The organism is Plantibacter sp. AC185 (assembly GCF_979258065.1).
Genome location: NZ_OZ409831.1, coordinates 3054681 through 3067885 on the forward strand (window position 1 = coordinate 3054681; position 13205 = coordinate 3067885).

Annotated in this window: 11 protein-coding genes; 9 read left to right on the plus strand and 2 right to left on the minus strand. The window is 69.2% G+C overall.

Going from position 1 to position 13205, the window contains the following annotated elements; translation table 11 throughout:
- Window positions 1-69 precede the first annotated feature (69 nt).
- On the minus strand, window positions 70-507 hold the full coding sequence (locus tag ACZZZB_RS14490; protein WP_463530038.1) for a GNAT family N-acetyltransferase: 438 nt from the start codon (window positions 505-507) through the stop codon (window positions 70-72).
- A gap of 90 nt (window positions 508-597) precedes the next feature.
- Between ACZZZB_RS14490 and ACZZZB_RS14495 the strand changes: the two genes are divergently transcribed.
- Window positions 598-1794, plus strand: coding sequence for an ROK family protein (locus ACZZZB_RS14495; RefSeq protein WP_463530039.1), 1197 nt, complete (start codon window positions 598-600; stop codon window positions 1792-1794).
- Between the two features lie 191 nt (window positions 1795-1985).
- Here ACZZZB_RS14495 and ACZZZB_RS14500 read toward each other — a convergent pair whose 3' ends face one another.
- Window positions 1986-3005, minus strand: a complete 1020-nt coding sequence (locus ACZZZB_RS14500; protein ID WP_064294998.1) for a LacI family DNA-binding transcriptional regulator — start codon at window positions 3003-3005, stop codon at window positions 1986-1988.
- A gap of 134 nt (window positions 3006-3139) precedes the next feature.
- Here ACZZZB_RS14500 and ACZZZB_RS14505 point away from each other — a divergent pair, with 134 nt between their 5' ends.
- The 8 genes from ACZZZB_RS14505 (at window position 3140) to ACZZZB_RS14540 (ending at window position 13127) form a co-directional block, all read left to right on the plus strand.
- Window positions 3140-4159 (plus strand): serine hydrolase domain-containing protein, encoded by a 1020-nt coding sequence (locus tag ACZZZB_RS14505; RefSeq protein ID WP_085512643.1) that lies wholly within the window; start codon window positions 3140-3142, stop codon window positions 4157-4159.
- 265 nt (window positions 4160-4424) lie between these two features.
- Window positions 4425-4565: a hypothetical protein gene (locus tag ACZZZB_RS14510; RefSeq protein ID WP_463530040.1), complete on the plus strand. Its 141-nt coding sequence runs from the start codon at window positions 4425-4427 to the stop codon at window positions 4563-4565.
- A 107-nt stretch (window positions 4566-4672) separates the two neighbouring features.
- Window positions 4673-5785, plus strand: coding sequence for a multiple monosaccharide ABC transporter substrate-binding protein (gene chvE, locus ACZZZB_RS14515; RefSeq protein WP_086474976.1), 1113 nt, complete (start codon window positions 4673-4675; stop codon window positions 5783-5785).
- Between the two features lie 137 nt (window positions 5786-5922).
- Window positions 5923-7431, plus strand: a complete 1509-nt coding sequence (gene mmsA / locus ACZZZB_RS14520) for a multiple monosaccharide ABC transporter ATP-binding protein (RefSeq protein ID WP_463530568.1) — start codon at window positions 5923-5925, stop codon at window positions 7429-7431.
- Window positions 7432-7463: 32 nt separating this feature from the next.
- Entirely contained in the window at window positions 7464-8717 is a 1254-nt protein-coding gene (gene mmsB / locus ACZZZB_RS14525) for a multiple monosaccharide ABC transporter permease (protein WP_079706776.1), read from the plus strand.
- Window positions 8718-8758: 41 nt separating this feature from the next.
- Window positions 8759-10492, plus strand: coding sequence for a hypothetical protein (locus ACZZZB_RS14530; RefSeq protein ID WP_463530041.1), 1734 nt, complete (start codon window positions 8759-8761; stop codon window positions 10490-10492).
- A gap of 233 nt (window positions 10493-10725) precedes the next feature.
- A complete protein-coding gene (gene araB, locus ACZZZB_RS14535) occupies window positions 10726-12423 on the plus strand; it encodes a ribulokinase (RefSeq protein ID WP_463530569.1) in 1698 nt (565 codons plus the stop codon).
- Window positions 12420-13127, plus strand: a complete 708-nt coding sequence (locus ACZZZB_RS14540) for an L-ribulose-5-phosphate 4-epimerase (RefSeq protein ID WP_071258853.1) — start codon at window positions 12420-12422, stop codon at window positions 13125-13127. Before araB ends, ACZZZB_RS14540 begins: the two co-directional genes overlap by 4 nt.
- Window positions 13128-13205: the final 78 nt, after the last annotated feature.

Genomic DNA, 13205 nt, shown 5'->3' on the forward strand with positions numbered 1-13205 from the left:
GTGGCAGGACGTTTCTCAGCCGGACGTCCTGCTGCCGAGCCGATCTCCTGCTGCCGTGCCGCTGGGTGTTCAGGCTCGGCGGACCATCCAGACGTCGACCTCGTCTTCGCGTTCGAGCGTGAAGCCGTGGCGCTCGTAGAGGCGGCGGGCCGGGCTGCCCTGCAGGACGTTGAGACGGAACGGGCGCGGATCGCCGTCATCGGACAGGAGCCGCGAGAGCACCGCGGTGCCGAGGCCAGCGCCCTGGTGCTCGGGCGCCAGATAGAAGTGCTCCACCCACCGCTCGCCGGCTTCCGGACGGAGGGCGACCAGCCCGGCCGTGACGCCGTCGACCTCGATCACCGAGGTGTGCTCCGGGCGATATCCGTCGAGGAAGCGCTGGCGCACGCGGGTCTCGTCGTAGCGATCGAGGCGCTCGAGGTCGGGCCGCATGACGACGGCGCGCAACTCGGCCATCCAGGTCGAGTCGTCGATGGTGGCGGGGCGGAGTGTCCAGGCGGCGGGCATCCGTCCAGTCAACCATCCACGGCTGACGGCGGGTGAACCTGCGCGTGCCCGGATAGGGAACACTGGAGGGATCGAGCAGAGGGTGTGCGTGTGAGCGAGTCGACAGCGGTCGGGGCGGGTCCGGCGGGCGGATCCGGCATGGGGAGCGGACTCGACTCGGTGCGCCGTCGCAACCTCGGGCGGATCGTCGAGCTCGTGCACCAGGGCGGGGTGCAGTCGCGGTCGGCGCTCACGAGGACGACCGGCCTCAACCGGTCCACGGTCGCCGCGCTCGTCACGGAACTCGCCTCGATCGGCATCGTCACGGAGTCGGTCCCGGTCGGCGGACAGGGTGTCGGCCGGCCGTCGCCACTCGTTTCAGCCGGCCCGCGAGCCGTCGCCTTCGCGGCGAACCCGGAACTCGACGCGATCACGGTGGCGGCCGTGCGACTCGGCGGCGAGGTCCTCGAGCGCGTGCGTCGCGAGGTCGACACGACACCGACGGCGGCCGAGGCGACGGCGATCATCGCGGAGTTGGTCGAGGAACTCGCCGATCGACTGCCCGACGAAGCGCGCGGTGGCGGCGGGATCGGGCTCGCGATCCCCGGTCTCGTCCGGGACGCCGACGGCGTCGTCCGGCTCGCGCCGCACCTCGGGTGGGTCGACGAGCCCTTGGTCGAACGGCTGCGTGCCGCGACCGGTCGAGCGGTGTTCGCGGCCAACGACGCGAGTCTCGGCGCTCGGGCGGAGCGGACCTTCGGGGCGGGCCGCGGCATCGACGACCTCGTCTACCTGAACGGTGGCGCGAGCGGTATCGGCGGTGGCATCATCGCCGGTGGCCGACCCGTCGGTGGTGCGCGCGGGTACGCGGGGGAGTTCGGTCACACCTCGGCGACGGCCACCGGCAACGCGCTTGAAGACGCCGTCCGGCGCAGTGAGCTGCTGCACGTCGCCGGCCTCACCGCCGGGGACGACGCGATCCTCGAAGCGGCGCTCGCCGAGGGCATCGCGGCCGATCCGGTTGGGGCGATGCGGGAGGAGGTCGTCCGGCAGGCCAGGACGCTCGGGCGGGCGCTCGCCGGAACGGTGAACATCCTCGACCCCGAACTCGTCGTCCTCGGTGGGCATCTCGGGATCGTGCTCGAACTGGCATCGGAGGAGTTGCACGACGCGGTCCGTGAGCGTGCGCTCGTCCCGCCGTTCGAGGACGTCACGATCGTGCGTGCGGAGCTCGGCCAGGACCTCCTGCTCATCGGTGCCGCGGAACTCGCGTTCGATCGACTCATCGCGGACCCCGCCGCCTGGTGATCGTCGCCCTGGGTGCTGTCGGCCTGGTGGTCGGCGCGGTGCGCTGACGCGAGCTCGCCCGAATCGGCGTGGGCGCGGGGCGTGGACTCGGGCGCGGGTCTCCGGAGGGGCGCGCTCACGCGTGTGACCCGCGCTCGTGTCAGCGCACCGCGCTGGCACCACCACCACACACCACACAAGACCACCAGGGGTCAGAAGGCCGGGCGACCCGTCGACTTCCGTACGATGAGCTCCGGCTCGATCGTGCCGCGGTACCCGACGGCGTCGACTTCGAGGTTGCCGAGCAACCGCGCGACACAGCGACGCCCCAGCTCGTCGAAGTCCTGCCGCACGGTCGTGAGCGGTGGCCAGAAGTGCGGTGCCTCCGGGATGTCGTCGAACCCCACGATCGACACGTCCCGGGGCACGTCGTACCCCTCGTCGCGGATCGCGTGGATGAGGCCGAGCGCCATCTGGTCGTTCGACGAGAAGATCGCCGTGAAGTCGCGCACCCGCATGAGTTCGATCCCGGCGCGATACCCGAAGTCGGCGGTCCAGTCACCGAGGATCGGGGCGGTCGTCGGCACGTCCTGCGCGCTCATCTCGGCGAGGAACCCGTGCATGCGCGCCTCCGCCTCGATCCAGTCCTGCGGTCCGGCGAGATGGTAGATGTTCCGATGCCCGAGCTCGATGAGGTGCCGCGTCGCCAAGCGTCCACCGGCGACCTGGTCGACGCCGATCGAGTGGTCGTCGAGGTCGCCGCCGGACTGCACCGCGATGAACGGCACCCGCACCTGCAGCTCCTCGATCGCCCGGAACACCCGGACCTGCGGCGCGATGACCACGATGCCGTCGACCGACTGCGCGAGCAGATGCTCGACGGCGGCGACGATCGACGCGTCGGAGACATCGGGCAGGTTCGCCGTGCTGACGAGGTAGCCCGCGTCCTTGCTCGCGTTCTCGATGGCCTGGATCATGCTCGCCGGACCGTACTGCGACCGCTGGCTCGCGAGCACGCCGATGGTCCGTGACCGACTCGTCACGAGCGCCCTGGCCGCCCGGTTCGGACGGTAGTTGACCTCGTCCATGACGGCGAGGACCCGGTCGCGGGTGGAGTCGCGGATGCTCGGGTGGTTGTTGAGCACTCGTGAGACCGTCTGGTGGGAGACCCCGGCCAGGCGCGCGACATCACGGATATTGGGGGCTCGCCCCCGTTCGGCGTCGTCGCTCACGGATTCCTCGGACCTCGATGTGCACGGTCACATTTCGTGCTGCACCCATTATGCACACGCCTCAGGCCCCCGACGGATCGCGTCCCCCAGGGTGCGTGGAGCCACGGAGGGGTCCGCGACGGTACCGTTGGGGGATGGATACCGAAAGCGTCGCCCGCGTCATCGAAGCCACCGACTTCTCGGGCGTCGTGCTCGTCAAGCGCGGTGACGAGACGCTCTTCGAGGCCGCCCGAGGCCTCGCCTCGCGGGAGCGCGACGAGCCCATCACGCTCGACACCCGCTTCGACACGGCGTCCATCACGAAGCTCTTCACCGCCGCCGCCGTGCTCCAGCAGGTCGACGCCGGACACATCGACCTCGACGAGTCGATCCACGAGTACGTCGACCTCGACGGCACCACCATCCGCCGCGACGTCCAGCTGCTCCACCTGCTCACCCACACCTCCGGCATCGCCGACGACGCCGACGAGACGGCCGGCGAGAGCTACGACGACCTCTGGGCCGAGCGCCCGGCCTCGTCGATCCGCGAGACCGCGGACCTCCTGCCGCTCTTCGCCGACAAGGAGCCGCTCGCGGCCCCGGGCGAAGAGGCGAACTACGTCAATGCGGGCTACGTGCTGCTCGGGCTCGCGCTCGAGGGCGTGACGGGGTTGCCCTACCGCCAGCTCATCGAGCAGCAGGTCTTCGCGCTCCTCGGCATGGACCACTCGGGCTTCGTCGACCGCCGGACGGGCGAGCCCGGCCTGGCCGAGGGCGGCGACGTCGACGACGACGGCGTCTGGCACTCGAACGCCGACGCCTTCCCGCCGCTCGGCGGCCCGGACGCCGGTGCACAGTCCACCGCGGCCGACCTCATCACCTTCCTGCGCGCCGCCCGCGACGCGAAGATCCTCACCGCCGAGCTGACCGAGGAGTTCACCTCCCCGCAGATCGAGGTCGACGAGGAGATCTCCTACGGCTTCGGCTTCGAGTTCGACGTCGACGAGGACGGCCAGGTGCGATCGATGTACCTCGACGGTGTCAACCCCGGCGCGAGCGGCATCGTGCGCACCTACTTCGGCCCGACGGCCGCGGACGCCATCGACGTCGTTGTGCTGTCGAACTCCGAGGACGGTGCGTGGGACGTCATCCGCGCGATCGACGCCGAACTCTAGGCGTCCACTGGGATCGGCCGGGCACCTCCCCGGGTTCCGGGCACGCCGATCGAGGCGTAGCTGCGCCCCTGGGGCCTGCCCGCACGGGCCCACTGAGAGCGCGACCATGCCCCGACAGTCGCCGGTTATGAAAATGAGACCCATCCCGACTTGACATCAGGTGGAGGTCTGGGGCTATCGTGTGACACACAATGTGAACGGTCACATTCGGAGTGACGAGGAAGTCGACGTGGGAACGAAGCGCAATGGAGCGAGCAGGTCGGCGATGAGCCGCCTCCCGATCCACGGCACCGATCGATCCGACCACAGCTCCCTCTCGGCCCGGCTCTCCGCCGGCCACCTCTCCCTGCACCCTCGCCGGCAACACGACGAGGCGTCCGCACCCGCACCCGCGAACGCCACGTAGCCGACGAGCGGCCTCGATGAGCTGGACACATCGATGCCGACAGACCTGCGCATGACAATGACGTCCAAGCAACTCCCTAGGGAAGGAACCACACAGTGAAGAAGAGAATGCTCCTCGCCACGCTGGCCGCAGGCACGATGGTCGTGTCGCTCGCCGGTTGCTCCGGCGGCGCAAGCGGCGGATCGAGCGGCGGCGAAGGCGACGGCAAGCTCGTCGGAGTCGCGATGCCCACCAAGAGCTCCGAGCGCTGGATCCAGGACGGCAACGCCGTCAAGGAGCAGCTGGAGAAGGAGGGCTTCAAGGTCGACCTGCAGTACGCCGAGGACGACATCCCGACCCAGGTCTCGCAGATCGAGAACATGATCACCAAGGGCGCTTCCGTCCTGATCATCGCCTCGATCGACGGCACCACGCTCACGAGCGTGCTGCAGGAGGCCAAGGACGGCGACATCCCCGTCATCGCCTACGACCGCCTGATCCGCGACAGCGAGAACGTCGACTACTACGCGTCGTTCGACAACTACAAGGTCGGCGTGCAGCAGGCCAACTCGGTCCTCAACGGCCTCGGCCTCGTCGACCTCGAGGGCAAGCCCACCGAGGGCGCACCCGCCGGTCCGTTCAACATCGAGATGTTCGCCGGCTCGCCCGACGACAACAACGCAACGTTCTTCTGGGACGGCGCTCAGGACACCCTGAAGCCGTTCATCGACGCGGGCACCCTCAAGGTCGCCAGCGGCCAGACCTCCTTCGAGCAGGCTGCAACGCTCCGTTGGGACGGTGAGACCGCGCAGAAGCGTATGGAGAACATCCTCACGTCGACCTACTCCGACGGCAGCAAGGTCAACGCGGTCCTGTCGCCCTACGACGGCATCTCGCGAGGCATCATCTCGGCGCTGACCGACGCCGGCTACTCGGTGGGCGACGGCTGGCCCGTCATCTCCGGCCAGGACGCCGAGCTCGACTCGGTCAAGGCCATCGAGTCCGGCGAGCAGTACGCGACCATCTTCAAGGACACCCGCCAGCTGGCGAGCGAAGCCGTCAAGATGGCCGTCGCCGTGCTGAACGGTGAGAAGCCCGAGGTCAACAACACCGAGGACTACGACAACGGCAAGAAGGTCGTCCCGTCCTTCCTCCTCGAGTCGCAGATCGTCGTCAAGGACAACATCCAGGAGGTCCTCGTGGACTCCGGTTACTGGACCGAAGACGAGATCAAGGGCTAGTCAGTCCTGCAACACCCCTTTCGACAGGCTCAGGGAACGGAATCACTTCCGATCCCTGAGCCTGTCGGAGGGCCCGGTTCAACGACGATCACCTGTAAGGAGACACGGTGTCAGGCGAGACCACGAGCATCCTCGAGATGCGCAACATCATCAAGACCTTCCCCGGCGTCAAGGCCCTCTCGAACGTCACGCTCGATGTGCAGCGCGGTACCGTGCACGCCATCTGCGGTGAGAACGGCGCCGGCAAGTCGACGCTCATGAAGGTGTTGTCCGGCGTCTACCCGTTCGGCACCTACGAGGGCGACATCGTCTTCGAGGGCGAGACGATGGAGTTCAAGGACATCCGCGACTCGGAGTCCAAGGGCATCGTCATCATCCACCAGGAGCTGGCCCTCAGCCCCTACCTCTCCATCGCGGAGAACATCTTCCTCAACAACGAGCTGAAGGGGCCGCTCGGCCTCATCGACTGGAACCGCACCAACCAGGAGGCGGCAGCACTGCTCGCCCGGGTCGGTCTTCGGGAGAACCCGACGACCAAGATCCTCGAGATCGGCGTCGGCAAGCAGCAGCTCGTCGAGATCGCGAAGGCCCTCTCGAAGCGCGTGAAGCTCCTCATCCTCGACGAGCCGACGGCCGCGCTGAACGACGAGGACTCCGACCACCTGCTCGACCTGATCCTGCACCTCAAGGAGCAGGGGATCACGTCGATCATCATCAGCCACAAGCTCAACGAGATCAAGAAGGTCGCCGACACCGTCACGGTCATCCGCGACGGCAAGACCATCGAGACGATCGTGAAGAACGACGTCACCGAAGAGCGCATCATCAAGGACATGGTCGGCCGCGACCTCGAGCACCGCTACCCGGACCACACGCCGAACATCGGCGAGGAGATCCTGCGCGTCGAGGACTGGACCGCCCACCACCCGCAGGACCCGACCCGCGTGATGGTGGACGCCGTCAACCTCAACGTCCGCGCCGGTGAGATCGTCGGCATCGCCGGCCTCATGGGCGCCGGGCGCACCGAGTTCGCGATGAGCCTGTTCGGACAGTCGTACGGCAGCCGCATCAGCGGCAAGGTCTTCAAGAACGGCAGCGAGATCCGCACCCGCACGGTGTCGGAGGCGATCGACAACGGCCTCGCGTACGCCACCGAGGACCGCAAGTACTACGGCCTCAACCTCATCGAGGACATCAAGCGGAACATCTCGATGGCCTCGCTGAAGAAGCTCGAACGCGGCGGACTCGTCAACGACAACGAGGAGTACAAGGTCGCCGAGGAGTACCGGAAGAGCATGAACATCAAGGCTCCGAACGTGCTCGCGAAGACCGGGAAGCTCTCGGGCGGCAACCAGCAGAAGGTCGTCCTCTCGAAGTGGATCTACTCCGATCCCGACGTCCTCATCCTCGATGAGCCCACCCGTGGCATCGACGTCGGTGCGAAGTACGAGATCTACACGATCATCAACCGCCTCGCCGCCGAGGGGAAGGGCGTCATCGTCATCTCCTCCGAGCTCCCCGAGCTCATCGGCATCTGCGACCGCATCTACGCCCTCAGCGAGGGCCGCATCACCGGCGAACTGCCGATCGAGGAAGCGAACCCCGAAGCGCTCCTCAAACTCATGACCATGGAGAAGCCCCGCTGACGCGGGCGCGGACGGATCGAAGGAGAACCGCAATGTCCGATCTGGACACCAAACCCACCGTCCCGGCAGGCGACGGCACCGCCGCCGGCGGCCTCGTCAACCCGGCCACCAACCGCTTCACGAGCTGGCTGACCCACATCCTCAGCGACCTCGGCAAGAACGGCATCTTCATCGCCCTCCTGCTCGTCGTCGTGTTCTTCGCCGTCATCACCGACGGCATCCTGCTGCGGCCGCAGAACATCTCCAACCTGATCGTGCAGAACGGGTACATCCTCGTCCTCGCGATCGGCATGGTGATGGTCATCATCGCCGGCCACATCGACCTGTCGGTCGGTTCCGTCGCGGCCTTCGTCGGTGCGGTGTCCGGTGTGTTCGCCGTGCAGATGCAGATGCCGTGGTGGATCGCGATCATCCTGTCGCTCGCTATCGGCGCGCTCGTCGGTGTCTGGCAGGGCTTCTGGATCGCCTACGTCGGGATCCCGGCGTTCATCGTGACGCTGGCCGGCATGCTCATCTTCCGCGGCCTCGCGCTCGTGGTGCTCGGCAACGCCAACATCGGTTCCTTCCCGGCGGAGTACCGCGCGCTCGGCAACGGCTTCCTGAACGACGTGTTCGGTGACTTCCCGATCGACCCGCTCACGCTCGGGATCGGCGTCATCGCCGTCGTCGGCCTCGTCGTGCAGCAGGTCCGCACGCGCCTCGGCCGTCAGAAGTACGGCCAGGACACCGAGCCGTTCCCGTGGTTCGTCGCCAAGCTCGTCCTCATCACCGCGGGCATCGGCTTCTTCGTGTACGCCCTCGCCGCGTACAAGGGCATCCCGGTCACGCTCATCGTGCTGGCCGTCCTCGTGCTCGTCTACGGCATCGTCATGAACCGCTCGGTCTTCGGCCGCCACATCTACGCGATCGGTGGCAACCGTCACGCCGCGGAGCTGTCCGGCATCAAGACCCGCAAGGTCGACTTCTTCCTGTTCGTCAACATGGGCTTCCTCGCGGCGCTCGCGGGCCTCATCTTCACGGCCCGCCTGAACCTCGCCGGTCCGAAGGCCGGTGACGGCTTCGAGCTCGAGGCGATCTCCGCGGCCTTCATCGGTGGAGCCGCGGTGCAGGGTGGCGTCGGTACCATCGGCGGCGCGATCATCGGTGGTCTCATCATCGGTGTGCTGAACAACGGTATGTCGATCATCGGCCTCGGCATCGAGTGGCAGCAGGCCGTCAAGGGCCTCGTGCTGCTGCTGGCCGTCGCGTTCGACGTCTACAACAAGCGCCGCAGCGGCGGACGCTGATCCCGAGGTCCGCGACAGCGGAACCCGGATCGATCCGACGCATGGACATCCACCACGGAGGCGAGAGCACCGGCGACCTGGCCGGTGCCCTCGCCTCCGTGCGTGGTGGCGAGGCGACCGCTGAGCGCGAGTCCTCGTCGGTCCCGCCGGCGCTCGCGATCCTGCGGGACGGCACGCCGCTGCTCGAGGTGCCCGTCGGCACGGTGCACGCCGTGCTCGGCCCGGTCTCCACGCTCCGGCACCTGATCGCGCGGTTGTCCGGGACGTCCACCGGACCGCGCGGCGCGGCCAGGGCGTCCGGCTCCGAGACGGTGCTCGTCGACGGCAGGCCGGCGCGGCTGTCGTCCCGGGCCGCGTCGAGCGCCTCCGGGGTGGCCGTCGTCACGGCCGGGCAGGCCATCAGCTGGTCGCAGACCATCGGTGAGAACGTCCTGCTCGGGTCCGAGCGTGCGGCGGGCCTGCGGGAGACGGTCATGCGGCTCCTCCGAGGACCCTCCGGCGACCGGTCGTCCGTGGGGCAGAGCGATGCCGCGCGGATCCACCGTGCCCTGAGTATCGTCGGGCTCGACCGGTCACCCGCGGACTCCGCCGGTGCCCTGTCGGTCGTGGAGCGTCGGCTCGTGGAGCTGGCCCGGGCGGTCGCCGCTGAGGCGTCGCTCATCGTGATCGACGACAGCGGCCCCGCCCTTCGAGCGGACGAGGTCGAGCGCTGGCGGCAGGCGATGGTCGAGGTGGCCCGAGCTCCTCGAACCGCTGCCCCTGCACCCGGCATCCTGCTCGCGACCGGGGCCGTCACCGGGCTCGCGCGGGTCGCATCGACGGCGACCGTGCTCGCCGTCGGGGGTGTCCCGTCGCCCTCGATCGACCTGTCGGCCGTGGACGGTGAACGCGAGGTGCTCGAAGCCTTGGCCGCCGGGCTGGGCGGCGTCGACGCGTTCCATCCGGTTGCCGGCGGATCATCGACGTCGGACGGTGCCGCGGTGGTCGCGTCATCGGTGACGGCTGCCGGCCTCACCGTCGAACACTGGACCGCGAGCCACCCGGCGGACCCTGAACGGATCGTCGTCGACGACCTGTCCTTCGCCTGTGCGCCGGGGGAGGTGCTCGGGCTGTTCGGTCCGCCGGACTCCGGTGCGGGGGAGGTGCTGCTGAGCGTCTTCGGTCGGTCGTACGGCGCACGGACCCGTGGTTCGGTAGCGCTCGACGGTGCGGTGGTCGACGTCTCGACGACGGACCTGGCGCGCGCCGCGGGGGTGCTGTACACGACGGAGCACCCGATCCGCTGCGACCTCTCCTTCCTCGGCGGGGTGCCGTCGAGCGTCTCCCCGGACGCCCTCACGAGGATGGTCAGGCTCGGTGTGGCCGACCCGCGCCGCGACTACCGGGCGACCACCGTGCCGAGCGGCCTGGTCGCCGCACTCCCCGGCGTGCACCGCGGGCCGGACGCCGACCAGTTCACCGAGTCGCTCCGGATCATCGCGGACACGGGGGCGCGCGCCGTGCTGCTCGCCGAACCGTTCGGTCGGGCGGGCGCCCCCGGCTCCGAGGACGGACGTCGGCGGGCTGAGCGGTGCGCACTGATCCGTTCGCTCGCGGCGTCCGGCCGGGCGGTCGTCGTCTCGAGCGAGGACCCGGCGGCGCTCGCGGCCGTCTGCGACCGGGTCGTCGCCGTCCGCGCGGGCCGGATCGTGGGGACCGTCGGCGCTGCTGACGCGCCGGATTCCGAGCCGCTCGACGCACGCGCCGTCATCGAGGCGATGGGCGGTCTCGCATGAGTCGCGATCGCATCGTCCTGTCCATGGCCACGGCAATATACAACGTTGTACACTGGAGCGCGGCCCAGCCCTGATCCACCCGGCCGAGCAGCCGCCCCCACCCGCTTGCACCACAGCATCGCGAATCAACCGAGCACCAGATCGACGAAGGAGTCCCACCGGTGAACACCGAGCAGAACCCGGCCGCCAGCGCCCCCGAGCAGGCGACAGCCACGCACGCCGAGACCTATACGATCGGCGTCGACTTCGGCACGCTGTCCGGCCGAGCCGTCGTCGTGCGAGTGTCCGACGGTGCCGAACTCGGGTCGGCGGTGCTCGACTACCCGCACGCCGTCATGGACCGTGAGCTCGCCTCGACCGGCGCCGCGCTGCCGCCCGACTGGGCGCTGCAGGTGCCGGCCGACTACGTCGCCGTCATGCAGTCCGCTGTGCCGCGCGCCGTCGAGGCCGCCGGGATCGACCCCGCCGCCGTCATCGGCATCGGCACCGACTTCACCGCCTGCACGATGGTCCCCGTCATCGCCGACGGGACACCGCTCAACGAGCTGCCCGAGTACGCCGACCGCCCGCACGCCTACGTGAAGCTGTGGAAGCACCACTCCGCGCAGCCGCAGGCAGACCGCATCAACGAGCTCGCCGCCGAGCGGGGCGAGTCCTGGCTGCCGCGCTACGGCGGCCTCATCTCGAGCGAGTGGGAGTTCGCCAAGGGCCTCCAGCTCCTCGAGGAGGACCCCGAACTGTACGAGCGCATGGACCACTGGGTCGAGGCGGCAGACTGGATCATCTGGCAGCTGACCGGCACCTACGTCCGCAACGCCTGCACCGCCGGCTACAAGGGCATCTACCAGGACGGCGCCTACCCGAGCCACGAGTTCCTCGCCGCGCTCAACCCCGCGTTCGAGCGGTTCGCCGACGACAAGGTCGCGCACGAGATCGGCGAGCTGGGCGCCGCCGCCGGCACCCTGTCGGCCGAAGCCGCTGCGTGGACCGGTCTCCGCGAGGGCATCGCGGTCGCCGTCGGGAATGTCGACGCGCACGTCGCGGCACCCGCGGCGCAGGCCGTCTCGCCCGGCCAGATGGTCGCGATCATGGGCACCTCCACCTGCCACGTCATGAACGGCGACGTCCTCCGCGAGGTCCCGGGCATGTGCGGCGTCGTCGACGGCGGCATCATCGCCGGCCTCTACGGCTACGAGGCCGGGCAGTCCGGCGTCGGCGACATCTTCGCCTGGTACGTCGCGAACCAGGTCCCCGCCCGGTACACCGAGGAGGCTGCGGCGCGTGGTGTCAGCATCCACGAGTACCTCACCTCGCTCATCCAGGACCAGCCCGTCGGCGCGCACGGGCTCGTCGCCCTCGACTGGCACTCGGGCAACCGCTCGGTCCTCGTCGACCACGAGCTCTCCGGCACCGTCCTCGGCCTGACGCTCACGACCCGCACCGAGGAGGTCTACCGCGCATTGTTCGAGGCGACCGCGTTCGGCACCCGGAAGATCGTCGAGACGTTCAACGCCTCGGGCGTCCCCGTCACCGAGTTCATCGTCGCCGGCGGTCTGCAGCGGAACCCCTTCCTCATGCAGACGTACTCCGACATCCTCCGCCTGCCGATCTCCATCACGGCGAGCGACCAGGGGCCCGCGCTCGGCTCGGCCATCCACGCGGCCGTCGCCGCCGGGGCCTACCCGGACGTCCCGGCCGCCAGCGCCGCCATGGGCAAGGTGAACCGCGCCGTCTACACGCCGAACGAGGCCGCGGCCGACGCGTACGACCTGCTCTACTCGGAGTACGCGACGCTGCACGACTACTTCGGTCGTGGTGCCAACGACGTCATGAAGCGCCTGAAGCGCATCCGCCGAGCCGCCCTCGGTGGCGGCGTCGACAGCCTGCCGACCGACACGGAGACCACCGCCCTCGAAGGAGCAACCGCGTGAACACCTACTCACCCGAGATCGAGGTCGCGATCGCGCGCGTCCGGTCCGACGTCGCCAAGCTGCACGGGGAGCTCGTCCGGTACGGGCTCGTCATCTGGACCGGCGGCAACGTCTCCGGGCGGGTGCCGGGAGCCGACCTCTTCGTCATCAAGCCCTCCGGCGTCGACTACGACGACCTCGCGCCCGAGAACATGATCCTCTGCGACCTCGACGGCAACGTCATCCCGGGCACGCCCGGTGCTGAGCGGTCGCCGTCGAGCGACACCGCGGCACACGCATACGTCTACCGGCATATGCCCGAGGTCGGCGGCGTCGTGCACACCCACTCCACCTACGCGGTGGCCTGGGCGGCACGCGCCGAGCCCATCCCGTGCGTCATCACGGCGATGGCCGACGAGTTCGGCGGGGAGGTCCCGATCGGTCCGTTCTCGATCATCGGCGACGACTCGATCGGACGCGGCATCGTCGAGACGCTCACCGGTCACCGGTCGCGCGCGGTGCTCATGCAGAACCACGGTCCGTTCACGATCGGGAAGGACGCCCGCGACGCCGTGAAGGCCGCGGTCATGGTCGAGGACGTCGCCCGCACCGTGCACATCTCGCGTCAGCTCGGCGAGCCGAAGCCCATGCCGACCGAGGCGATCGACGCCCTGTTCGACCGCTACCAGAACGTCTACGGCCAGGCGCCGCAGGGCGCGCTCTAGCCAGAACGACCTCCGGTCCGATCCCGGTCCCTGACACCCTCCCGGTCCCTGAGCTTGTCGAAGGGCCACCCCACCACG

What these genes read in the sequence shown, in the direction of transcription:
- mmsA (WP_463530568.1), top strand. Translation starts at nt 5,923, where the DNA reads ATGCGCAACATCATCAAGACCTTCCCCGGCGTCAAGGCCCTCTCGAAC.
- ACZZZB_RS14505 (WP_085512643.1), top strand. Translation starts at nt 3,140, where the DNA reads ATGGATACCGAAAGCGTCGCCCGCGTCATCGAAGCCACCGACTTCTCG.
- chvE (WP_086474976.1), top strand. Translation starts at nt 4,673, where the DNA reads ATGCTCCTCGCCACGCTGGCCGCAGGCACGATGGTCGTGTCGCTCGCC.
- mmsB (WP_079706776.1), top strand. Translation starts at nt 7,464, where the DNA reads ATGTCCGATCTGGACACCAAACCCACCGTCCCGGCAGGCGACGGCACC.
- ACZZZB_RS14510 (WP_463530040.1), top strand. Translation starts at nt 4,425, where the DNA reads ATGAGCCGCCTCCCGATCCACGGCACCGATCGATCCGACCACAGCTCC.
- ACZZZB_RS14490 (WP_463530038.1), bottom strand. Translation starts at nt 507, where the DNA reads ATGCCCGCCGCCTGGACACTCCGCCCCGCCACCATCGACGACTCGACC.
- ACZZZB_RS14530 (WP_463530041.1), top strand. Translation starts at nt 8,759, where the DNA reads ATGGACATCCACCACGGAGGCGAGAGCACCGGCGACCTGGCCGGTGCC.